A 25,806-nucleotide genomic window follows, 5' to 3' on the forward strand; every position below is an offset into this window, starting at 1 on the left:
TTATTTAACCTTCTTTCTCTATTTCTATCAACCTCTGTTTTCTTTTCCCTCTAAAAAACCTACTGCTTAATAATGGTGAGGCTAAACATAGCGTTAAGATTAAAGCTGAAAACAACTTCAAATCCGTAGGTGCTACCCCTAACTCTAAAACAGCAGCAATGATTAATCGGTAGATAATCGCTCCACATACAATTAAGAGTAATCGTTTTACAAAACTAACATTTCTAAAAATAACCTCACTAATAATAACGGAGGCTAGACCAATGACAATCGTCCCGATGCCCATACTAATATCCGCATACCCATTACTTTGAGCCATTAAAGCTCCTGATAACGCAATTAAACCATTAGAAATCATATATCCTATCATCTTCATCGCATCTGTATTAATCCCATTCGCTTGACTCATCTCATGATTATCACCTGTGGCATGAATCGCCAAACCAAGCGTCGTTCGAAAGAAAAAATAGAGAAATAAAATGACACTACTCACAAATAGAAGGCCGACCACCAATACAGCCATTTGATTTGTCAACCCCAACGAATTAAAAAAGCTCATAATTGTTGCTTTGCCCAATAAAGAAACATTGGCTTGCCCCATGATTCTTAAATTAATTGAATAAAGCCCGGTCATTGTTAGAATCCCCGTCAATAAAGCGGGAATTTTTAATTTTGTGTGTAGTAATCCTGAGATTAGCCCTGCAAATAAACCACCAATCAAGCCTAAAAAAGTCGCTAAAAGTGGTGCCGTTCCTGCTACTATTTGACTAGAGCAAATAGCAGCTCCCAGTGGAAAACTAGCTTCTGCAGTTAAATCTGGAATGTCTAAAATCCGAAAAGTTAAATACACTCCAATCGCCATGATTGACCACAACAATCCTTGTGAAATACTTGATATGATTATTCCCATAATGTTTTCTTCCTTCCTATACGTTACTTATCTATCCATCTTGATACTTTTAGGATCAATGCCTAGAGCTTTCGCCATGTCGTCATTAACTACTAATTCTAAGTCAGTCGATGGTTCAATGGCTAAGTCTGCTGGCGTTGCTTCCCCTTTTAAAATTTTTACTGCTAATTTCCCTGTCTGATGGCCTAATTTATTATAATCAATACCATAAGTAGCAAGTCCTCCTACTTTGACTTGTTCCGTTGCACCTGCTACTACTGGAATTTTTTTATCCTTTGCAATCTCACCAACAGTTTCCATTGTATTTGCTAATGTGTTATCGGTAGGAATATAAATACCATCGACTTCTTTTGCTAATGAGGCCATAACTTGTTGAACATCATTTGTTGACGTAACAGTCGCTTCTTTTACCTCTACCCCATCACGTTCCAATGCTTTTTTAGCAGCTTTTGCTTGAATCACTGAATTTTCTTCACTTGAATTATAAATCACACCTATTTTTTCAGCATCGGGAACAATTGATAATAATAGATCCGTTTGTTTTTCTACTGGAACCATATCACTTGTTCCAGTAATGTTTTTATCTGGTTTTTCATTATTCTTAACTATCCCAGCTGCAACAGCATCTGTAACTGCTGTAAATAAAATTGGAATCTCACTTGTCTCATTAGCAACTGAAATGGTGGCTGGTGTGGCAATGGTCAAAATCAAATCATTTTTATCTTTTACCAAACGTTCACTAATACTTTTAAGATTGGCTTGGTCTCCTTGGGCATTTAATGAATCTATTTTTAAGTTTTTCCCTTCCTCATAACCCGCATCTGCAAGTTCTTCAAGGAAGCCTTCTCTTGCTGCATCTAAAGATTTATGCTCCATATATTGTAGAATCCCCACTTTAACAGTTGCTTGATTGTCTGCTCCAGTTTCCGCTTTTGAGGTACATCCCACCAATCCAAGTAGTCCTAAACTACTAATTAAACTAATTACCATTGCTTTTTTTATCTTCATTTTTTTCATCTTTTTTTCCTCCTAATAATTTATATTTTTTAATTTTTTATTAAAAAGCTAGTAAGTGACCTCCTTTTTCATGAATTCATCGCCCTTCTTTCAACTTCTTTAAATAACTAAAGGAAAAATTCAACAAAAAAAGCATTGACTTAGAAGTAATCATCTAAGTCAATGCTTTCATTAATAGTAGATACCTATCAATAGAATAATAAAAAGCCACTTAGATTAATTTTACAATAATCTATGTGGCAAGCTTTGCATATCGAAATCCTTTAGCCCCATAGATACAAACGTTACGGTCTGTATCCATGATTTGTTCATGTACACAAACACTATCTAAAGAAGCTAAAGAAGAAACTATTCAGTTGTGTTGTTTTTTGTAAATTGCTCTTAATCATAGCAATCCCTCACAATCTAAATTTTTATTTGTTATAAGTATAGTTAACCTTTTTTTATTTGTCAACTCTTTTAAAGCGTATTTGAAAAATCCCATTCTAACGTTCCAACATATTCACCCGCTAAATTACCACTAAATTGTTGTAAAACTAACCCTTCATCCGGTTGACTTGATTTTAACGGTACTTCTTGAATTAACTGATTCACGTTCGTAATGGATGACGCTTCAGTTTCAGAAATGTTTTTTACCCCTGTTAATAAATCTGAACGATAAACTAAATTACCTAAATAAGCAGTATTCGTTTTTTTATTTTTAATCTTATCTCGTAACTTCACCGTTAAATAATAATTTTTGGTCGGCTCTTTAGGTCGTAACGTATTTTCAACCTTAACAACTGGACTGTCTTTGGGCTGATGCTCAGTAACCCCTGTTTTATTAACCGCGATTTGATTAAAATCAATATCAGTAGGTTCTGTAATGCCAATTTTACCATCAAATAAGTAAGTAATCGTAAAATCTTTATCTGGAACTTTTGTTGGAACAGTTGATCCGACTTCCGTTCCTATTGCTACTGATGTTTCGACCAACGTATAACCTGTATAAAAGGGCTCATTTATGTTTAAATCACTACCAATATTTACTTTTTCTGTTTTTACTGTCTTTTCAATAGAGTTACTGTCTTCATTCATTAAATCAGTGTAAATACTTAATTCCGGTTGATCTTTATAAACATACTTTTTAGTCATCGTCACATCACTCGGAACCACTTTTAGTATGATTTTTTTCTTTGTTTCGTTTAATTTAAATTCTACTTCAAATGTCCCACCTTTGTTAGGTATCGTTGGCATTTCATATGTGATACTATTCGTTTTATCAGTGACACCATTCGTTGCTGAATTAATCGTAAAGCCTTTTAACTGACTATCTATTTTTAATTTATTTTTCCTTTCGGAAGCACTTAAAGAAAGGATATCGTTCACTTTCCACTCAACATCTTGAGCTTCGATGACATTCGCAGTATCATAAACACGTAATTCTGACGGGATCGTCGCTTCATTTTGTTCTGGGTAAAATACTTTTTTATCTTTTATAAATAAATTCTGCGGTTGATCTTTTATCATAATATCAACGGGATGAACCCCTAATTCATTCTTTTTCAATTGACTTTCATCTTTAAAACGATAATCAAATCCAAGGTTAATTGGGTTTGAATCCTTTACTTTTTCAACAAAATCTTGAGCTTTTAATTCTGTTGAACTGCCCTTAATCAGATAAATCGCCTTTTTTTGAGCCTCAGGTGGTAAGACATCCTGAACTTGTTTTTCAGCAATGGCTGTTTTACCCGCTTTAAAAGCATAAGCGTGTATAATTGTTGCTGGGTTAAAAACGATTTCTTTGGGTAGTACCACTTCAAACTTACCACCAGAAGCTTCTGTTTGTTCCGGACTGAACGTATAATTACCTTTCATTTCAGTTAATAAATCAGATTCCCCTTCAGAAGTAACAGGTGACTTCACTTCGTGTTTTATTGAAGCTAACTCATTTACATAACTTGGAACAATCTCTTCAGCAGGATGCTTTGCGGTCAAACGAACATAAGAGCCAGGAACTGTTAATCCTTTGATTACTGTTTCTCCTGTAGGTTTTTTATTGGTAACAATACTTAGTGGCGTTGGGGTGGCATTATTTTCATCCAAGCCGACAATTTTTCCGTTTTTATCTTCTAAAGCCGCATACGTATCTGGAATATGTTCAAAGAGCAACCGTTGCGTTCCTTGATTAGTCTGAAAGTTATCTTTAAAATTCTTGACCATCTCATCACTTACCGATGCCGCGATGAAAGGATTTTTACTACTTGCAACTACCTTCTCATTTTTATAAGGAATGTTCATCCCAAACATGGGTGACCAAGAGTACGTCGGTTCGTCCTCATTCAGTTGACTATGCTTCCATATTTTAACTCCTTGAACATCCACATCAAAATGACCATCAGCCATATTAATTAAATTCGAGTTTAGATCAACATTATTTTTTGTAAAACGTAAATCGATTTTGTTAGCATCATTAAAACGGAAAAGTGCCCCTTTCTCCATTTGAAGAATGTCTCTTTTACCAGGAATATCAACATTAACTATAAAATTGCCTTTCGGTTCAACAATGAATTCCGTTCCGGCGGCCGTCCTAATAATCGGTGCATCCTTGACTTCAAATGAATATTCTCTACCATTATAAACGTAAGTTGTACGATCCTGCTTAACATTTACATTTAAAATAGCGTTTTTACCAACTTTAAGCTGTGAACCACTTCCAGCTAAAACGATTGGCGTCGAATCATAAGGTTTTAAATCATTATACTGCATTCGGCTATTAAGAACATCTATATTTAATTCAGCATCATCTCCTAACTCTATTTTTGAATTATCGCCCTCAAAAAATATTGCTGAATAGGATCGCCACTGATACGTTGTGTTTTCATAAGGATGATCTTTTGTTGTTCCTGATAGAATATTAACTTTTGCTTTTTTTTCTAGACGGACAGATCCACCTTTTGATGAACCTGCTTTAATAATGATATTGTTAGGCTGAGATAAAGAACCTGATGAATTTTTAGTTCCGGACTTACCATTATACGTGTACTTAGATTAATAACCGCACCTTCTCCAACTCTAAGCTCTCCATCGCCCCCGACAGCAATATTACCATCCGATTCGCTATACAAGTTAACCTCAGATCCAGGAGCAATAGTTAAATTAGACACTAACATGTTTTCATCTTTATTATTCGAAGTAAACTCGGTGACACCCTTTTCTGTTTCAAATTTAAATTTATGTACGCCATTTGCTTTCAAATAACCTGAAACATAAACATCTGTTTTCAAAGAGTGTAGCATTTGATCGCCAGTATGTTCGATATTGTGATAGGCATAAGTAATATTAGGAAAATCTACGTTCCATTGAGATACTGGACCGTAGTTACTCACAGAATATTGATGAAAATTTTGAAAAACCATTCGATGTGGAGAGTTTTTTACATAAGGATAAGTATTAAGTCCTCTAAAGTTTATTTTAGCATTTCGTGTTGAATTTATTTTTCCATCAATTATTTTATAACGCTTTTCATCTGGTGTCCCTGTCATCTGAACACCATAGGCCCATTTTCCTTCCGTTGCCGTAGGTGATCCCGTAGAATCAATATCCTCAATGACTTTTATATATTCATATTTGATATTCTTTAAAGCATCTATAAAACCAACTTTGTCACCTACAGTATCCCAAGAATCAACCTCAACATAACGTTTTTTCCATTCTTCATTTGGATATAATTTTTTAAAATCTTCTAAAGTAACTTCATAACTATTATCTGCTTGATTCTTTGGATCTAAACGTTCCCATTCTGCTTCAACGGGATTAATTGGACTTGGCGTGTGGTCAGGTGCCGCTAAAGCTTTATCCGTCGACCAACTACCGATGAGAAGCAACATTGAGAACGCTATCAAAATCTGTGAAAAGCAAGATTTCACTAAATAAAAATTATTTTCCTTTTTTAACTTAAGGCTTATTGACATAAAAACAATCTCTCCATTCAAACTTAATGAGTGTTAATTTTTTAGACATCACATTAACAAACACTAGTTATATTTATTTATTTTTATAAGCATAAACATCATAAAAAAACATCTACAACTATTTTAATATAGATGTTAGACAGTATTACTCCATTTAAATAAAACTTTGACTTAATTAAAAGATAGCATAATTGTACTCTTTTTTCAATATTAACTACTTATTTATAATTAATATCATTAAAAAAACACTTTTTAAAGTTCGTGAGGTTTAAAATCTTTTTTGAGGTACGTTTAATAAAAAAGCATGGGATCAACGTTTATTAACTTGTTTATTTTAATCGAACCTTAAATAATTTCACACATCTTTTTTCCTGCTCCTTAGTCCTTCTTTTCCATCTTGTTTTTTTATTATTTAGTTGAGATTATTATCATCTAGTATCTTTTTAGTTTTGATTTTTTGTTTTTTTTCTATTGTTTCAAATAATATAACAAAGAAAGACGAATGAAATCTAGTAATCGTCCTAGATTTCATTCGTCTTTCTTAAAAATAATCAAGCTTAAGTAATAACTCACAACTTTTCTCAATTTGTAGCTGTTGTTTTTTAATTTTCTTTTAAATCGCGTTCATAATTTGTCTCATTAGAACGACTCACTCTTCGCATTCGCCCTTTGATTGGCATTGTCTGTAATGTTTTCAAAACCATTGGCCCTTTACCATTTAAAATTTCGACAAAAGTTGAAATATCCATTAAATCAATGACACCTATATCTTCAGCTGTCATTCCATCAATTTGACATAGGGCTCCGACAACATCTCCTGGTCTCATTTTAGTTTTTTTACCAGCATTGATATGAATTTTCATTATTTCTTGATTAAAATCAAACCCTTTTTCTTTTCTTAATTTAGGCTTTTGAGTTTGCTTTTTACCAAAGGAAAGCTTATTTTTTTCTATCTTAGCCTCTGTTGGAACAGACACTTCTTCAATCAAATGATTTTGTGCTGTTAGAATAGCATCAAAAGAACGTTTATCATGGTAGTTAACTAACGAAATCGCTTTCCCGCTATTTTCAAATCGAGCTGTTCTTCCAATTCGATGAACGTATGTTTCTGGATTATCAGGAACATCATAATTCACAACTAAACTAATATCAGCCACATCAATCCCTCTGGCAGCCACATCAGTAGCCACTAGGTAATTAAAATACCCTCGTTTAAAATCTTGAATAATCTGTGTCCGGTCTTTTTGTTCCAGACCACCATGAAGCATCTCAATCGCCATACCTAAATGTTTTAGCTCTTTCGTCACTGTTTCAACCATAATTTTTGTATTACAAAAAATCAAACTACTATCTGGATTTTCTGCAATCATCACTTTTTTCAAGATTTTTTCTTTCGACTGTTCTCTTTCTATCCTAATATATTGTTGTAAAATACGTTTCTCGGTTGTATTTGCCGATTTTATTTCAATTAATTCCGGATTTTTTAAAAAGCGTTTACTTAATTTTTTAATCGCTTCCGGCATTGTTGCTGAGAAAAGCGCCATCGTCCGATGTTTTGGTAAAGCTTTTAAAACTTGTTCAATTTGTTCAACAAAGCCCATCGCAAACATTTCATCTGCTTCATCAATAATTACCGTTTTTATTTTACTCAAATCTATTGTCCCTCTAGAAATATGGTCCAACAAACGCCCCGGTGTTGCCACGACAATATGTGTCCGTTGTTTTAAATTTTTAACCTGTGACTGATATGAACTTTTACCAAACAAACATTCCACTTTAATTCTTTTATAGCGACCAATATTAAAAATTTCTTCTTTAATTTGTAACGCTAACTCACGTGTTGGAGTTAAAACTAAAGCTTGTGGTGCTCTTTCTTCCCACTCTACTCGCTCACAAAGGGGAATCCCGAAAGAAGCCGTTTTTCCACTTCCAGTTTGTGATTTAACAATTAGATCTTTTCCTTCTAATAATGAGGGAACGACTACTTTTTGAACTTCTGTTGGTTCAAGATAATTTAATACATCTAATGATCGAATGATTGAATCGTCTAAACCAAAATATAAAAATTTATTCATACTCACTTTATAACATCCTTCTATTTCTATTTACGTATATTTTCAGCTTTCCAAGTTTAACACGTTTTGCAGCTAAGCACACTCAAAATAATTTATTTTTTGAGCATATCATTTTACTTACTTAAAGTAAGGAGGTAAAATACAATTATAAACTTAAAGCAAAAGACTTTGTTTATTAATATCATCATTAAATACTGGAGGAAATCACATGAAATTTGGAATTATTTTAGGAAGCACTAGAGAAGGCCGAGTAAGCCCACAAGTTGGAGCTTATATTAAAGAAATGGCTGATAAAAGAGAAGGCCATGAATTTGAAATTGTCGATGTGAAAGAGTTTAACTTACCTTTCATGGGAACTGGAACACCTAACGAAAATTGGAATAAAAAAATCGATGAATTAGACGGCTATATCTTTGTTGCTCAAGAATATAACCACGGTTTGTCCGCTTCTTTAAAAAACGCCTTAGATAGTGCTCGTCCTGAATGGTTTAATAAGGCTGCAGCAATTGTTAGTTATGGTTCTGGCGGTGGCATTCGTGCAGCAGAACAAATCCGTCTCATCCTAGCTGAACAAAAAGTTGCTGATGTTAGAACAAACCCTGCTTTCAACCTCTTTACAGACTTTGAAAACATGTCACTCTTCACACCAGGTGATCACATGCATGCCGGTGTCAATGATATGTTAGATGAATTAATTCTTTGGTCAGAAGCTTTAAAAACAATCAGATAACCAAAAAAAGTAATGGAACGTGAGAAATTAATCATCGTTCATTACTTTTTTTATTCTTTGATTAACCCCTGATAATATTCAATGAGCGCTTTGTCTTCTGCACTATCTAAACCAAATCCAGAGCCATCCTTAACTGTGATTTTTCCTGTTTCTTCATATTTACTTATTTCTTCTTGATTGGTCACCTTCCCTTGAAGGGATTCGGCTGTTAATAAATCAAGTTGTGCTGTTGGGATTGCCTCAGAACTCACATGTAAATCATACCCGGCAATATAATAACGTAGCTCACTAGGAAAAGTAAGCCCAGTAATCACGGGGACTTTCGTTGTTTGTCCTGGTTCTAAGGGTTGCGAATAATAAAAATAATTATCTTTTTCGTTAAATAACCAGTAAGGAGGAGCTTCACCAAAATTGTCTATTCCACTATTAATCACTAAAAGTTCATTGCCAAAGTTAAACTGAATTATACTTTTGCTTAACTCTTCTGGCCAATCAAATAGATTGGCATAGCCCGGTGAATAATTATACCAATTATCTTTTTCAAATTTTTTGTTTTCTTCCTTATCCCGATCCTCAGGTTTAATTTTATAGTGATCTAGTTCATCAACTTCGATTCCTGAATACAATAACTGGGGCCGACGAACCTCACTAGGGTTAGTTTGAGTAATAGGAACTGAAAATAAACGGCTATTTTTATTCTCGTTATCATTTGAGCCAACAGACAATTTAGGAAACTCTGGAACCCATTGCGCTTGTCCAGCCCAATTCATCGTTTGACTACTACCAACGCCAGCACCATAACTATGGTAACCAATATCATTCCACAAATGATATCGAAAACTATCTTTACTATCGGGGAGTCGTCCCGCACTTGAAATTGTATGTTTTTCGTCTACATCCTTTACAACCCCGGTCACTTTTTGAGCAACAACAACATCTTCTCCAGACACCAATTTTTCAAATTCTTCTTTTTCCGCTTCCTTGTAGTTTTGACCAGGATGAAGATCTTTAACAACAAATGAAAAAGTATCAGCATCTGAATTAAAATTATAATTTTCAGGGAACATTTGTTTATTAAGCTTTGTTTCTCTTAATAAGACTTTATCTGCTCCTTTAACAAACAGTTTTAAATGCTTATCTTCCGGTACATTTTCACCAGTAACCGTTAAATTTTCCGTTTCATCTTTCCATCTTGTGGTCTCTTTGTAATATTCTTCAGGACTAATCATAATTGGGAGCTCATCGCTTTCATATGCAGGTCGCCTAATTTGGTCCTTTATACCAACCGTACCTTTCCTCCGTTCATCTATACTTGAGGATTGGACGGCTTGTTTTCTAGATGCTGCTTCAAACATTGACATCCTTGTTGGCACAGCTTCTAAAGGGTATTGTATTTCTCTTAGCCTTTGAAGTTCTTCTTCGAAAGAGACTCGTACAAATACCGAGACAGGTGTTGTATTAATTACATTAACCTCTTTTTTTATATTTACCCCTGGTGTAATCGGCTGCTTATCACCATCATAATCTTCAATAATTGTCACATAGCCCATGTCAAAAGGTAAGGATTGCATATGGTTTTTACGCCAATCTGTATAAGAAAACCAAGCATAAGTTCCTGATGTCCCCATAATTAACAGAAGGCAAGCTAAAACAAAAAGGAGCCTTTTCTTTGCCGAATTCAAAAATTTCAATGGTTTCCCCCTTTCTTAAGACTTATGCATCATGGTAATAATAATTTAATTATAACATAAAAACAATAAAAATTATAAGATAAAGCAATATCAATAGCTATTTAATAAACATTTAAAACATTATGGTGTTTTTTTATAAAAAGAAGGTTACAGCCATAAATAAAAAAGCCTAATGAAAAGACGATAGTTATCCTATCCTCTATTCACTAGACCAGTTATCTAAAATTTAATTAGTTTATTAAAAAAGGAAGGTACTCGACCTCACCCGTTTCGTTCGTTTCATTAAACAACACATTACCGTCACGATTCACTAAAAAAGAAATAACACCCTACTTACGATCAAACGTTTCTAACCTATAATTTTGTCCATCAAAATCTATAAAGACGAGTTCCAACTTTTCTAGGTAATGATAAATTTCGATGACTTTATTTTATTTCTTCAGGAAATTCAACCGTTATTTTTGCATCGGGATCAATTGATTTGATTAAATTTCCATAAAACTCTTGACTTGATTCCTTTAATAATGACTCATATTTTTTAATATATTTCAATTGTGATTTACGATTCAAAATTTGGTTTACCATCTCTGTTTCATCTATTTCAGGAGTCAGCCAACTCAAAATACCACCATCTTCAACAATCACTTCAAACTTTTCATTATCATGACCAATAAAAATAAACTCTGGAACTTTGATTTTAAAATGCTGATTTCCCATATTTTCAATCTTAACTTTCTTGCCATCGATTCCTAACTTGGCGTCAAAATGAGCTTGCATGTATTTATTTTTACCCGTTCCCACCACATCTGCTTCAAATAATTTTAAACTTTTTTCTCGACTATAGATTTCAGAAATCCCGAGATTAACGAGTACAATTTGCTTTTCTTTCGATAAAGTTTTAATAATTTGTGTCTCTTGCGTTGTCTTTTTTTCAGTAAAAAAACCATGTTTACCTAAACGATAGCCACCATAAATTCCTACAATAAGAAGTGAAATTAGTATCAGCCATTTCACTTTATCTTGTATTTTTACTTTTCGCATTTTTGCTTACCACTCTTTTGGTTCGTAATTCAATTCATCAAACAAACGGTTTTTTTCTTTTTTGGATAAGTAGCGCCATTGTCCAACTGGTAAATTACCTAATTCAATATTCATAATTCGAAGGCGTTGTAATCGATAAACATTATAACCTAACGCTTCACACATTCGACGGATTTGACGGTTTAACCCCTGCATTAAAATAATTTTAAAATCATATTTAGACAATTGTTCCACCTTACATGGGAGTGTCGTTGTTCCTAATATTTTTACTCCCTCAGACATCCCTTTTAAAAATTCCGGTGTAATCGGACGGTCAACAGATACAATATACTCTTTTTCATGTTTATTTTCTGATCGGAGGATTTCATTCACAATATCGCCATCGTTTGTTAGTAAAATTAACCCTTCTGAATCTTTGTCCAAACGTCCAATATGAAAGACTCGAAAGGGATGGTTAACTAAATCAACAATATTCCCTTTAACATTTTTTTCAGTTGTGCTGGTTATCCCTACCGGTTTGTTTAAAGCAATATAAACATTATTTCTTGCAACATAAATTTGATTACCACTTACTCGCACATCGTCTCCAGGCTCAACTTGACTTCCTATTTTCGCTTTCTTACCGTTAATCGTTACCTTTCCTTCTGTAATTAATTTATCTGCACCTCGGCGTGATGTCGTTCCCGCCTCACTGATATATTTATTAATACGCATCGTAACACTTCCTTTATTTGAATTCATTTATCTTCTATTAACTATACTTTATATCGTTACTAAATCAAGTCTTTCTCCATAAAAAATCAAGAGTTAAAACAAACGGAGACTGTTTGTATTAACTCTTGATTTTATGATTTAATTTGCTGCTTTTAAAAATTTCTTAGGTACTTTAGCCCGGAACTCCATCTGTTTACCTGTTGTTGGATGAATAAAACTTAAGGTGGTTGCATGTAAGCCTAAACGCTTAAGCGGATTGGATTGTGCTCCATATTTTTTATCCCCCACAATTGGATGGCCTATTTCTTCCATGTGAACTCGAATTTGATTTTTACGACCTGTTTCAAGATTCACCTCTAATAAACTCATTTCTTCATTCGAACGGATTTTTTTATAATGCGTAATTGCTTTTTTGCCTCCATTATCAAATGAGCTCGAATAAACTTTGAACGTCTTACTTTCAGTCAACCATGACGTAATCGTCCCACTTGGTCTTCTTACTTGGCCTTCAACCAAGGCTGTATACATTCTTGAGGTTACACTTTCTGTCCAAGTCTCTTGTAATTTCTTTTTAATCTCTTCACTTTTAGCAACAAGCATGACCCCGGAAGTATCACGGTCTAACCGGTGAACAACGTAGACACGGTTTTTCGGATGATCTTGTCTGACATAATGCATTAGCTGGTTAAAAACCGTTAATTCAAATTTATTTTGTCCGGCAACCGAAAGTAAGCCTGCGTCTTTAATAATAACAAATAAATCTTTATCCTCATAAATAATCTCGAGCCCTTCTAATGCGACTTCTTTGATTGCTGTTTGATTCGTTTGAATCGAAAGCTTTTGACCAGGTAATAATAGGTGATTATGTTGGGTTATCACTTTACCATCAACGGTAACCTGTCCTCTTTTTAAAATAGATTTAACCGAATTACGACTGCTTTGTTTCATCACATCTAATAAAAAAGGGAGTAGCTCCACTTCTTCGTTGATAGGATAAACCCGTTCTCTGTTTATATCTTGCTTTATTGGTTTCTGTCTCTGTTTATTTTTTTTACTCATTTTATCCTCATCTTTTCTGTTTCACCTTTTAATAAATCAATCTTATTCGCTTCACTTTAACATATTCTCTCCAAAAAATAAAAGTCTTCTTTTCATTTTATTGCTCTTTTTAAACTCGTTTTTTTACAATTCAATTGTTTCGCCTATCGCTAATACTTGTCCAACTCCATTAGGCAATAAGTTTATAAAATCCATTGGCTCTTGTTGTATCACTGGGAACGTATTGTAATGAATAGGTATTACTTTTTTTGCCTTCAGACGTTGACTTGCGCGCACAGCTTCCTCAGGGCCCATTGTAAAATTATCCCCAATTGGTAAAAAAGCGATATCAATCCCAAAAAGCTCGCCTAAAAGACCCATGTCGCCAAATTCAGAGGTATCCCCCGCATGATAAATCGTTTGACCTTCAATTTCTAAGATAAAGCCCGCTGGCGACCCCATATAAATCATCTCATCACCTAATTCATAACCCGAGCTATGTTGAGCATGGACCATCTTTACACGCCCAAAAGGAAACGAATAGGTACCACCAATATTCATCGGATGAACATTTTCAACGCCATTTTTAGTAGCAAAATGAATAATTTCCGGAATTGCGATTACCGTTGCTCCTGTTTTTTTAGCAATCGGAAGCATGTCACCCACATGATCATTGTGTCCATGAGTAATCAATAAATAATCCGTCTCTACTTCTGATAGTTTCAAATCAGTTAACTCATTACCGGTTATAAAAGGATCAAACATCAAACGAACCCCATTATTAGTTTCTATTGAAATAATCGAATGTCCATGATAGCTTAATTTCATAAAAAAACCTCCCTCTATCTTTGTGTTGTCACTTTAAGTCTAACCTTTTTAAAGAAACAATACAAAAATAAAAAGAGATTTTATTCGGGCTATTTAATTTTTAACAGCAATAACTTCAATTTCAACTAAACCCTTAGCTGGCAAATTAGCAACTTCAAAAGCACTTCTTGCTGGACAGTCTGTTGTAAAGTAACTCCCGTACACTTGATTCATCGCTTCAAAATCTTGAATATCTGCTAATAAGACCGTTGTTTTTACAACATTCTCTTTTGTTAAATCACATTTTTTTAGCAATAAATCAATATTTTGCAATGAATTTTGGGTTTGTTCCTCAATTGTTCGACCCATTTCTTTGGTTTCAGCATTAATTCCCAATTGCCCTGAAAAATAATACGTCTTACCCTGAGCTTCCACCACATGTGAATAAGGTCCTAAAGCATTTAGTTTTTCTGAATTGATTGTTTTTTTCATTTACGTTGCCTCGTTTCTAAATTAAATGTTAGTTGTAATAAACCTCATCTAAAAATAGTCCTTGGGCAGGAACCGTTATTCCAGCATCTTGGCGGATTTTTTTCTCAAAAACTTCGTCAATGGAAGACAATTTCCTTGTCCCATCACCAATTTCTAAAAGTGTACCCATAATGATACGAACCATATTATACAAGAAACCATCACCAACAAATGTAAAGTGAAGATTATCACCTTCTCTTTGAACAGATAATTCTTTAATCGTACGTGTGCTTGATTTCTTAGTCTTTTTAAGTGATGAAAAACCTAGAAAGTCGTGAGTTCCAATTAATTTTTGACACGCTTGATTCATTTTTTCAAGATCTAACGTCTGTGGATAGTGATAGCTGTAGTGATAATCAAAGGCAGATGGAATCGTCGCTGTCCGAACATAGTAACTATATTTTTTTCCATTACTATTGTAGCGAGCGTGGAAGCGTTCTGCGACTTCCTTTAATTCTTTAACCACAATATCACGTGGTAGGTAACGATTTAAAAATTCAACCATTTCAGCCAAACCTAATGTTGATTCTGTTTTAAAATTAGCAACTTGCCCTCTGGCATGTGCACCTGCATCTGTACGACCTGATCCGATAATTTCAATCGTTTCTTCCGTCATTTGTTTTAAAATATTTTCAATTTTCCCTTGAATCGTTTTGTCAGAATCACCTAGTCTTTGCCAACCTTGATATCTTTTACCATCATATTCAATTGTCATTTTTATGTTTCTCATTTTTTCTCCTCTAGTTCTCACTATTTTAGTCGCCTTTTAGGGCACAAAGTAAAAAAACCTATAAACAATCTGTCTATAAGATCTTTAACCCGTTTATTCTAGTTCATTGTAACAAGTTTTGGAAAGGCTGACAATGAAAAATAGTTCATTCCCTTCAAGTTTTGTTAAAATTTAGTGAAGCCGACTTTATTCATCACCTAAAAAGGGCACACTTCAAATACTCTCCATTGCTTTTTTTAAACAAACTGTATATACTGTATATAATCAGTTTTCAAAGAAAGAGGATACTATGGAAATCATTTTAAAAAATGGAACACTACCTATTTATGAGCAAGTTTATCAACAGATAAAAAAACAAATTATGAATAGTAGTTTGAAAGAGAATACTGAATTACCTTCTATTCGTGGTTTAGCTAAAGAATTAAATATTAGTGTGATTACTATCAAAAAAGCGTATGAATTGCTAGTCACAGACGGGCTCGCATACAGTATTCCTGGAAAAGGTCACTACGTATCGACGATTGACTTGGCTTTTAGACAGACTGAAATAACGAAGTACCTCTGTAATGAATTGGACAAGTTAGAAAAAATAGCCGACTCTTATGACCTGTCACTTCAAACGATTTTCAAAAGGAGAAATAAAAATGACAACGAATGCGATTAATCTTAATAATGTTACGGTTACTTATGATCATTTCAAACTTGACTCTCTCACTTTTTCTATTCCTAAAGGTGAAATTATTGGCTTTGTTGGTGAGAACGGAGCTGGAAAAACAACCACAATAAAAGCCATCTTAAATTTGCTTCGCTTAGATGATGGTAACATCACATTACTTGGGCTTGACAGTCACAAAAGTGCCAGTCAAATTAAAGAAAAAGTTGGTGTTGTTTTAGATGATACTTTCTTTCATGAAGATTTTAAAATTAAAGAAATCGAAAAAATAATGCGACATCTTTATCAAAATTGGGACCAAACTTATTTTTATGATTTATTAAAGAAACATACTATTGATCCCGAAAAAACATTTAAACAATGTTCAAAAGGAATGCAGTCCAAAGTTCGAATTTTTCTAGCCTTAGCTCATCATCCGACTATCCTTCTTTTAGATGAGCCCACTACAGGACTGGATCCCGTCTCACGAAATGATATTTTAGATATTTTTAGAGAATTCATGAATGATGAAAAAGCGATTCTATTTTCCTCACATATCACAAGTGATTTAGATAAGATTGCCGACCAAATTATTTTGATTCATCAAGGAAAAATCAAATTAATTGAAAATCAAATTTCACTTGATGAAAATTATGGCATTTTAAAAATTTCACTTGATGATTTCAAAGAACTAACAGATGTTACCTTTTTAACTGTGTTAAAGAAAGAACACAGTATTGAATGCTTAACCAATGAAAAGCAAAAAATTCGACAAGAATATCCAGATTTTGAAATTATCACCCCAAATATCGAAGAAATTTTGTTAATGTTTAAAAAAGGAGTGCAACCTTAATGAAAGCTCTATTATTAAAAGATTTTTATTTAATGAAAAAAACACTCAAAGCAATGGCTCTGATTATTATTCTTTTCGCTTTTATGGGGTGGCAAGATAAAACAAGCCAAATGATGATTGCGATTATTCCAATTTTTACCCTACTGACCATTAGTCTTTTTAATTATGATCAAAGCGCTCATTTTGAAACCTATGCGATGACGCTTCCCATTTCACCTGCGACCTATGTCTTAGAAAAATTTGTTTTTGGTCTTGCCTTAAGTTTTATTGCCACTTGTATTGCAGTGGGACTCCTTTTTACCAAAGGGCTCATCTTCCCACTGGAAAGCGAATTTATTTGGCAAGCTCCTCTACTTGGTATGTTAATTAGTCTGGTACTATTGACTCTTTCACTACCGCTCTTTTTCAAGTTGCCTGTCGAAATCGCGCGCACTTATTTTATTGCTTTTATTTTAATCCTAAGTTTTGGTGGCTCTTTCGTTGCAAGTAAAATTACTTTACCCCAAATTAGTTTCTCACAACTAATTCTTGTGCTGGTTCTTATGATTTTAGGATTAATGAGTGCCTCCTACTTTATATCATTAACTATTTTTAAAAATAAATTTAACTAAACAAAAAACTCATACATGATGGACTTCTTAGTAGAGCCATCATGTATGAGTTTTTTATTAATTTATGATTGTTTCAATTGTCCAATGACTTCATTCTGTTCAACTTGACTACTTTTATTCAGCTGAATTTCAAAAGAATGGTCACTATTTGGTGGGAAGACAACAATCAAATCATTTTCTTTGTTAGCACTATTTAATCCGTCGAGATCAATGGTTGCAAGCTTTGTCCCCTGCTTTACCTGACTACCTTCTGTCACATGAACTTGAAAATGTTCCCCGTCTAGTTCCACTGTATCAATCCCCATGTGAACTAAGCATTCCAATCCATCTTCTGTTTTCAAGCCAATCGCATGTTTCGTTGGAAAAACTGAGGTCACTGTTCCTTCAATCGGTGATGTCACCTGACCATCTGTTGGGATAATCGCAAAGCCATCACCCATCATTTTTTGAGAAAACACTGGGTCTTTTACCTGATCGATTGAAATTAATGTTCCCTTCGCAATGGCATATAAAGAATTTTTTTTAGCTTTTTTCTTAAATAAATTAAACATTGTTTCACCCCTCTATTAAATTTATAAAGCTTAAAGTTGTTGACGTAAGTAATCCGTATAATATAAATAGACTAAATCAACAGCAATCCTCAAGTTAATCCCTTCAATCAGAGAGGTTTCATATTGATTTAATGCTAAAGAACTGACAGGTAAAATCATTTCATTTTGTTGATTCAGTCCTCGTTCTTGATTAGCTGTAATCCAAATTATTCGACAGTTTTTCTTTTTTAACTTTCGATATAAACGTTTGATATGCTTCGTCGTCCCTGAAAAAGTGACAAACACGACTAAATCATTTGCTGTTATTAATTCAATCGCATTTAATTGTGATTTTACTGATGAAAATGAAAAGCACAATTGGTTAATACGTGTAAATTTTTCACACGCATCTTTTGCGACATTATTAGAAAAAGAACTTCCAAAAAAGTAAATATTTTTAGAAGAATCCAACCAGTGAATGACTTTATTTAAAATACTTGGCGTTAATAATTCTCTTGTTTCTTTAATTGATGGATATAAAACAGAGAAATAATCATCAGAATTAATAACTTTCGTGGTTAAATCACCTTTGACTTCTCGTTTTAAATAGGAATTATATTCCATCATTTCTTCCTTTAACTCTTTAAAGCTAGAATTATTTATTCGGCGGCAAAAACGACTAATCGATGCCTGAGATGTACTACAAGCCAAGCTTAGCTCACTGATTGACATCCCAGGAATCAAGTCATGATTTTCTAAGATATAGTGAGCAATGTAGCTGTCAATCGATCCTGACTTATCCAAATTTTCAACACATGTTTTTAAATTAGAATAAACGGCAAACATTGCTCCCATCCCCTTTTCCTTCAATTAGTTATTCAAACTCTAGAAATTCACGCATTTCAGATTTATAAACAGCAGCTTTGTTTCCATAAGTAATCTGAACCCCATCACCAACATGAACAATTCCACTTGCGCCTAATTGATTAGTAAAGTAGTCATCTTCTGTCAATTCTTTCGCATCGACTAATTTTATACGTAAACGCGTAAAACAAGCATCAACACTGACAATATTTTCTTTGCCTCCTACCGCTTTTACAATAAGCGGAATTAACTCATCAACAGCCCCAGTCTCTTGTGGATTTTCTTCTACTATAACCTCTCGACCTGGTGTTTTCAAATTAAAACGCTTAATACAAAAACTAAATAACAGGTAGTACATGATAAAATAGATAACTCCAAGTGGTAGAATAACCCACCAGTTTGAACCTTTATCTGCATTGAATACTCCATTAAATATCAAAGATAAAAATGGACCACCAAAAGCAGATGGACCTGCTACGTTGAATTGGAAAAGATACGTCAATACATAAGCAACACCAGATAATAAAGCATGAATTCCAAATAAAACAGGAGCAACAAATAGGAACGCATACTCTAATGGTTCTGTAATCCCCATAATCGCACAAGGGATAACTGCTGCAATCATCAAAGAACCAACTTTTTTACGGTTTTCTGGTAAAGCTGATTTATAAATCGCTAATGCAGCTCCAGTCAAACCAAACATCGCAAATAAAACTTTACCATTCATCACATATTTACTAACATCAATATCAAACATCATACCTGGTGTATTTAAAATCTGATTGTAAATATTGACAGCCCCCTCAACGACTTCACCACCAACTTCCATACTTCCACCTAGAGAAGTAAAGAAGAATGGTAAGTAAATAAAGTGATGCAAGCCAAATGGTAGCAACAAGCGTTCTGACGTTCCGTAAATGAAGGCTCCAAAAACACCCGTCCGATCAATTAAATCTGCTGCATTATTCAACACGCCTTGAATTGGAGGGAAAATAAAAGCTAACATAATCCCAACAACACTTGCCGCAATAACAGTAATTGCAGGTACAAATCGTGTTCCATTAAAGATAGAGAGAACAGCTGGCAATTGAATTTTATAGAATTTATTGTGAAGATAAGCAACTACCAACCCTATAATAATCCCGCCAAAAACACCTGTGTCTAGAGTCAAAACACCTAAAATTGTTTTTTGTCCAGTCAATAAGTTTTCCGGATCAATCGTTCCTGTGAAAACTAAGAAACTACCTAAAATCGTATTCATTGTCATATAGCCAATAAATCCCGATAAACAAGCGGTGGCTTTCTCTGATTTGGCAAAACCATAAGCAATACACATGGCAAAAAGAATAGGAATATTGTTATTAATGACATTCCCAGCATCTTTAATTAGCATGCTAAAAAAGACAACGGGTGTACTTTTTAAGAAGGGAGCTACATTTTGTAAACTTGGGTTCGAAAGTGCACTGCCTAGACCAACTAAAATACCTGAAATCGGTAGTAATAAAACTGGGGTCATCAATACTTTTCCTAATTTTTGAAAAGCATTATATACTTTATTATTCTTCATGTCATACTCCTCTTCATTAGTTTAGCTCTGGCCAGAAATCACCATTTGCTTCGATTAAATCGTCTAAAATTTGTTTAGCGACTTTGGTAGATGGAACTGTTTTATTAATTGAAATCGCTTGAAGTGCTTTTTCATATGATTTTTCATAATAAGCATCTACTGCTAATTTTTCTGACGCCACTTGGTTTTCAATCAATCCTTTATAGAATGTTGAGATAGCTGGACGTGAGATTGGTTCTGGTCCCCATGAACGAATATAAGCTGGAACTTCAACCATCGCATCTGCTGGTAAGTTTGGAATTGCACCATTATTTTCAACAATCACTAAGAAACGTTCTCCTTTGTTATAAGCGATTGAAGACGCTGCGTCTACGATAAAGTCTCCAAAAACAGTGAAGTCTTGGATTGGACTTTGGTAACTATCAGGGTTTTCTAAATATTTAGTATGTTCAGCAAACATTTCTTTTTCACGGCCATTAATAACCATATCCGCACGTGTCCAGTTTGGATCCATATGTTCAGCCATTTCTTTAGAATATAAATAATATTGTAAATAACTATTTGGTAAGAACTCAGGATAATCTTTTACGATTTCAACATATTGTTTCCAAGTCTTGTTCCAATCTGGATCTTGGTGATGTTTGTCACTAACTGCCATCCCTTTTTCTAAAATCATTTCACGCAATTCTGGTAGACGGTCAACGCCTTCTTTATCATATAGCTCTGTGAACCAACCAAAATGGTTCAATCCAAAGTAACAAGGATCTAATTCTTGCCAATTTTTTAAGCCTAACATCTTAGTAAAAGATAAAAGAATAGCTGTTGGCATATCACAAATATTTAAAATACGTTCATTGTTAAATTCGCGACGTGTTGCTTCTGCAACAACTGCAGCTGGATTTGAGTAGTTTAAAACCCAACATTTTGGTGAATAACGACGAGCATCTTTTATCAACTCAACTACCCCAGTAATTGAACGAACACCATATGAAATAGATCCTCCTGGTCCACATGTTTCTTGACCAACTACGCCATATTTCAATGGGATTTTTTCATCTGTTGAACGCATGCTTAATCCACCTTGACGGATTTGAGCAAAAACAAAATCAATGTCTGTATACGCTTTTTCTTTATCTGTTGTAACGATAACCTCTAAGTCTGGGCATTCTTGATAGATAAATTGTTTCATTATATCATAAACTAAATGCATTCTTTCACTGTCAATATCATACATTACTAATTTTCTAAGCGGAAACTCATTTTTCTTTTGTAATAAACTTTGAATAATTCCAGGTGTGTGTGTACTCCCCGCTCCAACGATAACGACTGCTTGTTTTTTCATTTTTATCTTCCTTCCATCCATTTGTTTAGTACACCAGTAATGTATCACCAAAGGGATGGAAACGCTTAAAACTTTCATAATTTGAAATTTTTTATTTTATTTTTTTTAAATCGTACCTTTCAAGCATTAACGTTCTTTCGATTCAAAAAAACCATCGAAACGCTAAATTCACTACGTTTCGATGGTTTACTTATTTATTTTTATTCAAAAGCTTCTTCAAACAATTCGATAATTTCTTTTTTAGTTCCTTTTCTTGGATTACTAAAAGCATTGCCATCTTTCAAAGCATTTTCTGCCATCAGTTCAAAATCTTCACGTTTGACTCCCATCACTTTTAAGTTAGCTGGTATCCCAACATCTTGTGCTAATCGCTCAATTGCTTCAATCGCTTTATCAGCTGCTTCAAGTGTCGCCAAACCTGTTGTTTCTTCACCAAGAAATGTTGCAATATTCGCAAATTTCTTTGGATTGGAAATTAAATTATAACGTTCAACAACTGGAAGTAAAATAGAATTCGCCACACCATGTGCCATATCATATTGACCACCTAACTGATGTGCCATAGCGTGAACATAACCTAAATCCCCATTATTAAAAGCCATTCCTGCTAAAACAGAAGCATAGGCCATCTGTTCGCGTGCTTTAATATCTTCACCATTAGCGACAACTTTCCTTAGGTTATCTGAAATAAGTTTCATTGCTTGAATAGCACACGCATCAGTCATTGGTGTTGCATTGACTGAAACATAACATTCAATCGCATGAGTTAAAGCATCCATCCCCGTCGCTGCGGTTAGCCCTTTGGGGACACTCACCATTTAAATAAGGGTCGTTGATTGAAACAAGCGGAACATTACGCCAACTCACGATAACGAACTTTAGATGTGTCTCTTCATCCGTCAACACACAGTGTTTAGTAATTTCACTTGCTGTCCCAGCAGTTGTATTAACTGCAAGAATTGGAGGTAAACTGTCCGTTAAACATTCAATTCCAGCAAAGCTTTTCAAGTCTGTTCCATGACTAACAGCAATCGCAACTCCTTTACCACAATCATGAGCAGAGCCACCACCGACTGTAATTACACCATCACACCTTTCTCCCTCATAAATCTTTAAACCGTCCAGACAATTTTTTATTTTAGGATTGGGTGCGACTTGATCGAAAATCGCATAGGGTAGTCCTTGTTCTTCTAATGCAGATATAACTTGTGCAACAGGACCGCCTTCTAACGTTCTTAAAAAAGAATCGGTCACGATTAATGGCTTTTTCACACCTAACATTTGAGCCTTTTCTCCAACTAACTTAACTGAACCTTGTCCAAAATAATTTAAACTTGGCATTAAAAAATCGGTAACTGACATTTTAACCTCTCCCTTTCTTACAAAATGAATGTAATTTTATTTAATTTCTAAATATTTAGCTGTTTCAAACACAGCATAATAATGTTTCAAACACTCTTTCATCCCTTTGTTAGCTTGTTCTTTCACATCAAGATAATTCTCTGGCTGACCTTCATTTATTTCAGTCATCGCCGCATTCACTAGGTCAGAGAAAATATTAATCTTACTAATGCCACTCGTTGCACAATGTTTCAAATTAGCATCGCCTGAAGATGAACCTCCGTGAAGAACCAAAGGTGTATCAACAGCTGTGGCAATCTCACTTAGACGCTCAAAGTTAATTTCTGGAACACCTTTATACATCCCGTGAGCTGTCCCAATTGAAATGGCTAATGAATCGACATTAGTTGCTTCAATAAATTTAACCGCATCTTCAATTGTTGTATATTTTGAGTCTGTATGCTCATGATTTTCATAGTTAACTCCTGAACCAACATGACCGATTTCAGCTTCAACCACAACACCTCTTGGATGTGCATATTCAATAATTTCTTTTGTTTTGCGAACATTTGTCTCAAAGTCATCTTGAGATGCATCAATCATTACGGAAGTAAAACCTAGGTCAACCGCTTTTTTGATAACACTTGGAGTCATACCATGGTCCAAATGAAGAATAACTGGAACAGATACTTTTTCAGCTAAGTACTTAGCATTCAGCGCTGCTTCTTCTAATGATATTAAATTTAAATGTGTTTCTGCAAGAGCGATCAAAACTGGCAATCCCAGTTCCTCTGCCACTTCAACATATGTTCTCATTGAATCTAAATCGATAAAATTAGGTGCTGGAATAGCATACCCATTTTCTTTCGCTTGTTTGAATAATTCTTTAGACGTTACTAACATTAACATTTCCTCCTAAATTTTCATTCGCTGTGATTGGCTTTTTAGTAAACCCAACGATTAAAGCCATTACTAAGCTACCTGCTAAAATACAACCGATGTAAATAATTGGGTGATTGACTGCAATTGGAATAACAAACAAACCACCATGTGGAGCTGTTAATTCAATTCCAAAAGCCATCGATAACCCGCCACCAACAGCAGCACTGATAATATTTGCCGGAATAACTCTTAATGGGTCAGCTGCTGCAAACGGAATCACACCTTCTGTAATAAAACATGCTCCTAAAACATAAGCTACCTTACCTGTTTCGTGCTCTTGTGCTGTAAATTTATTTCTAAATAATGTTGTTGCTAAACCAATTCCAATTGGTGGAATCATTTCCCCACACATCAATGCTGCCATTGGCCCATAAACACCGCTTGTAATCATTTGAATACCAAACGCATAAGCTATTTTGTTCAACGGTCCACCCATGTCACTTACTAAAATACCACCAAGTAATGCACCGACTAAAATAGCATTAGAGCCGCTCATACCTGTTAGCCAACTAGTTAAGACATTGTTCATATTACTCACAGGCGTATTGACTACATATTGAATAATTAAAGTCGTTCCTAACGTCCCTAATACGGGATACAACAACACTGGATTTAAACCATGAAGTGATTTAGGTAATTTAACTAAAACTTTCTTCAATAACACAACGATGTAACCTGCTAAGAAACCAGCAATTAAACCACCCAAGAAACCTGACCCACCCAGTGAGGCAATCATTCCGCCAATTGCTCCTGGTGCTAAACCAGGACGATCAGCTATACTATATGCCACGTAACCAGCAAAGATAGGGACCATCAAACCAAATGCCGCTTGCCCGCCGACTTCATTTAAAAAAGCTGCAAATGCATTGTATTGACTCGAATCTGGATTAGATGAATTCACACCAAACATAAACGAAATAGCAATCAAGATACCACCGGCAACTACAAATGGTAACATGAAGGAAACACCATTCATTAGATGTTTATAAATATCAAATGTATTACTTTTTGCATCACTTTTCGTTTCAGATACTTGTTTGTCAGCTCCCTCTGCTCTAAATACTTCATTTTTATTCAGAACTTCTTCAATTAATTTTTCTGGTTCGTTAATGCCTTTTTTTGTCGATGTTTTAACTAATTTTTTCCCGTCAAACCTTGATAAATCTAATCCTCGGTCAGCAGCAATAATTACTCCCGCCGCTCGAGAGATTTCTTCCGCTGTTAACATGTTTTCTGTACCACTTGAACCATCTGTTTGAACTTTCATTTCAATGCCTTTTTTAGCCGCAGCATCACGTAAAGATTGAGCTGACATATACGTATGCGCAATTCCAGCTGTACATGCTGTCACACCAACTAAAAAAGTCTTTCCATCATTATCTTCATTGGAAATAAATTTATCTTCGATCTCTTCTTGTTCTTTTTCATTAATGGCTTGTAAAACATCCTCTGCCGATGTTGCTAAAATTAACTTCGCTCTAAAAACCTCATCCATTAAAAATGTCGATAATTTTGACAGCGTTTGCAAATGTTCGTTTGATGCTTTTTCTCCAGCAGCAATCATGAAGAATAAATTACAATGTTCTTTATCATATGTAAATCCTTCTAAACTTCGACCAAAAGCAATTCCTGGCTTAACAACTGCCGCCGATTTCGCATGTGGAATAGCTATTCCTGAGCCAACTTCCGTAGAAATCAAATTTTCACGTTCCCAGATATCTTCACGATATTTTTCTAAATTTGATAAACAACCATTTTCTTCCAACAACAAAGAGAGTTCATCGATCGCTCCTGCTTTATCGGTTGACTTTAATCCTAGTTCAATGGTTTCTTTTACTAACATATCTGAAACTTTCATTTTATCATC

22 protein-coding genes and 1 pseudogene are annotated in these 25,806 nt (G+C 34.4%); 4 read left to right on the plus strand and 19 right to left on the minus strand.

Annotated elements, in window-relative coordinates; translation table 11 throughout:
- Positions 1–4: 4 nt before the first annotated feature.
- From ACTJFD_RS00230 to ACTJFD_RS00250, 5 genes are all read right to left on the minus strand, one after another.
- Positions 5–910, minus strand: a complete 906-nt coding sequence (locus ACTJFD_RS00230; protein WP_442259031.1) for an ABC transporter permease — start codon at positions 908–910, stop codon at positions 5–7.
- A gap of 27 nt (positions 911–937) precedes the next feature.
- Entirely contained in the window at positions 938–1,918 is a 981-nt protein-coding gene (locus tag ACTJFD_RS00235; RefSeq protein WP_442259362.1) for an ABC transporter substrate-binding protein, read from the minus strand.
- A gap of 468 nt (positions 1,919–2,386) precedes the next feature.
- Entirely contained in the window at positions 2,387–4,675 is a 2,289-nt protein-coding gene (locus ACTJFD_RS00240; RefSeq protein ID WP_442259032.1) for a hypothetical protein, read from the minus strand.
- A 167-nt stretch (positions 4,676–4,842) separates the two neighbouring features.
- On the minus strand, positions 4,843–5,880 hold the full coding sequence (locus ACTJFD_RS00245) for a pectate lyase-like adhesive domain-containing protein (protein ID WP_442259033.1): 1,038 nt from the start codon (positions 5,878–5,880) through the stop codon (positions 4,843–4,845).
- Positions 5,881–6,482: 602 nt separating this feature from the next.
- Positions 6,483–7,955 (minus strand): DEAD/DEAH box helicase, encoded by a 1,473-nt coding sequence (locus ACTJFD_RS00250; protein WP_442259363.1) that lies wholly within the window; start codon positions 7,953–7,955, stop codon positions 6,483–6,485.
- A 208-nt stretch (positions 7,956–8,163) separates the two neighbouring features.
- Between ACTJFD_RS00250 and ACTJFD_RS00255 the strand changes: the two genes are divergently transcribed.
- On the plus strand, positions 8,164–8,685 hold the full coding sequence (locus tag ACTJFD_RS00255; protein ID WP_442259034.1) for an NADPH-dependent FMN reductase: 522 nt from the start codon (positions 8,164–8,166) through the stop codon (positions 8,683–8,685).
- A gap of 50 nt (positions 8,686–8,735) precedes the next feature.
- Here ACTJFD_RS00255 and ACTJFD_RS00260 read toward each other — a convergent pair whose 3' ends face one another.
- From ACTJFD_RS00260 to truA, 7 genes are all read right to left on the minus strand, one after another.
- Entirely contained in the window at positions 8,736–10,376 is a 1,641-nt protein-coding gene (locus tag ACTJFD_RS00260) for a hypothetical protein (protein ID WP_442259035.1), read from the minus strand.
- Between the two features lie 426 nt (positions 10,377–10,802).
- Positions 10,803–11,417 (minus strand): hypothetical protein, encoded by a 615-nt coding sequence (locus ACTJFD_RS00265; RefSeq protein ID WP_442259036.1) that lies wholly within the window; start codon positions 11,415–11,417, stop codon positions 10,803–10,805.
- Between the two features lie 6 nt (positions 11,418–11,423).
- Positions 11,424–12,131, minus strand: a complete 708-nt coding sequence (gene rluF, locus ACTJFD_RS00270; protein WP_442259037.1) for a 23S rRNA pseudouridine(2604) synthase RluF — start codon at positions 12,129–12,131, stop codon at positions 11,424–11,426.
- Positions 12,132–12,269: 138 nt separating this feature from the next.
- Positions 12,270–13,190: an RluA family pseudouridine synthase gene (locus tag ACTJFD_RS00275; protein WP_442259038.1), complete on the minus strand. Its 921-nt coding sequence runs from the start codon at positions 13,188–13,190 to the stop codon at positions 12,270–12,272.
- Between the two features lie 123 nt (positions 13,191–13,313).
- Positions 13,314–13,997, minus strand: a complete 684-nt coding sequence (locus ACTJFD_RS00280) for a metal-dependent hydrolase (protein WP_442259039.1) — start codon at positions 13,995–13,997, stop codon at positions 13,314–13,316.
- A gap of 93 nt (positions 13,998–14,090) precedes the next feature.
- A complete protein-coding gene (locus ACTJFD_RS00285; protein WP_442259040.1) occupies positions 14,091–14,468 on the minus strand; it encodes a RidA family protein in 378 nt (125 codons plus the stop codon).
- A 28-nt stretch (positions 14,469–14,496) separates the two neighbouring features.
- On the minus strand, positions 14,497–15,237 hold the full coding sequence (gene truA, locus ACTJFD_RS00290; RefSeq protein WP_442259041.1) for a tRNA pseudouridine(38-40) synthase TruA: 741 nt from the start codon (positions 15,235–15,237) through the stop codon (positions 14,497–14,499).
- A 289-nt stretch (positions 15,238–15,526) separates the two neighbouring features.
- Between truA and ACTJFD_RS00295 the strand changes: the two genes are divergently transcribed.
- Genes ACTJFD_RS00295 through ACTJFD_RS00305 form a run of 3 tightly spaced genes read left to right on the plus strand, consistent with a single transcriptional unit; the run spans position 15,527 to position 17,353 of the window.
- The gene (locus tag ACTJFD_RS00295; RefSeq protein ID WP_442259042.1) at positions 15,527–15,901 is read left to right on the plus strand and encodes a GntR family transcriptional regulator; all 375 of its coding nucleotides are present in this window, start codon (positions 15,527–15,529) and stop codon (positions 15,899–15,901) included.
- Positions 15,882–16,742: an ABC transporter ATP-binding protein gene (locus ACTJFD_RS00300; protein WP_442259043.1), complete on the plus strand. Its 861-nt coding sequence runs from the start codon at positions 15,882–15,884 to the stop codon at positions 16,740–16,742. Before ACTJFD_RS00295 ends, ACTJFD_RS00300 begins: the two co-directional genes overlap by 20 nt.
- Positions 16,742–17,353, plus strand: coding sequence for an ABC-2 transporter permease (locus tag ACTJFD_RS00305; protein WP_442259044.1), 612 nt, complete (start codon positions 16,742–16,744; stop codon positions 17,351–17,353). The genes ACTJFD_RS00300 and ACTJFD_RS00305 overlap by 1 nt, the downstream gene beginning before the upstream one ends.
- A 62-nt stretch (positions 17,354–17,415) precedes the next feature.
- Here ACTJFD_RS00305 and ACTJFD_RS00310 read toward each other — a convergent pair whose 3' ends face one another.
- The 7 genes and pseudogenes from ACTJFD_RS00310 to ACTJFD_RS00340 form a co-directional block, all read right to left on the minus strand.
- Positions 17,416–17,904, minus strand: a complete 489-nt coding sequence (locus tag ACTJFD_RS00310; RefSeq protein WP_442259045.1) for a PTS sugar transporter subunit IIA — start codon at positions 17,902–17,904, stop codon at positions 17,416–17,418.
- A 30-nt stretch (positions 17,905–17,934) separates the two neighbouring features.
- Positions 17,935–18,738, minus strand: a complete 804-nt coding sequence (locus tag ACTJFD_RS00315) for a MurR/RpiR family transcriptional regulator (protein WP_442259046.1) — start codon at positions 18,736–18,738, stop codon at positions 17,935–17,937.
- Between the two features lie 19 nt (positions 18,739–18,757).
- Positions 18,758–20,314, minus strand: coding sequence for a PTS transporter subunit EIIC (locus ACTJFD_RS00320; protein WP_442259047.1), 1,557 nt, complete (start codon positions 20,312–20,314; stop codon positions 18,758–18,760).
- 16 nt (positions 20,315–20,330) lie between these two features.
- Complete coding sequence (locus ACTJFD_RS00325) at positions 20,331–21,656, minus strand: family 4 glycosyl hydrolase (protein ID WP_442259048.1); 1,326 nt, start codon at positions 21,654–21,656, stop codon at positions 20,331–20,333.
- A 200-nt stretch (positions 21,657–21,856) separates the two neighbouring features.
- Positions 21,857–23,018: pseudogene (locus ACTJFD_RS00330) on the minus strand (iron-containing alcohol dehydrogenase).
- A 36-nt stretch (positions 23,019–23,054) separates the two neighbouring features.
- Positions 23,055–23,900: a class II fructose-bisphosphate aldolase gene (locus ACTJFD_RS00335; protein WP_442259049.1), complete on the minus strand. Its 846-nt coding sequence runs from the start codon at positions 23,898–23,900 to the stop codon at positions 23,055–23,057.
- On the minus strand, positions 23,884–25,797 hold the full coding sequence (locus ACTJFD_RS00340) for a PTS fructose transporter subunit IIABC (protein ID WP_442259050.1): 1,914 nt from the start codon (positions 25,795–25,797) through the stop codon (positions 23,884–23,886). The genes ACTJFD_RS00335 and ACTJFD_RS00340 overlap by 17 nt, the downstream gene beginning before the upstream one ends.
- Positions 25,798–25,806: the final 9 nt, after the last annotated feature.

This window comes from Vagococcus sp., from assembly GCF_052102835.1.
Taxonomy (GTDB): domain Bacteria; phylum Bacillota; class Bacilli; order Lactobacillales; family Vagococcaceae; genus Vagococcus.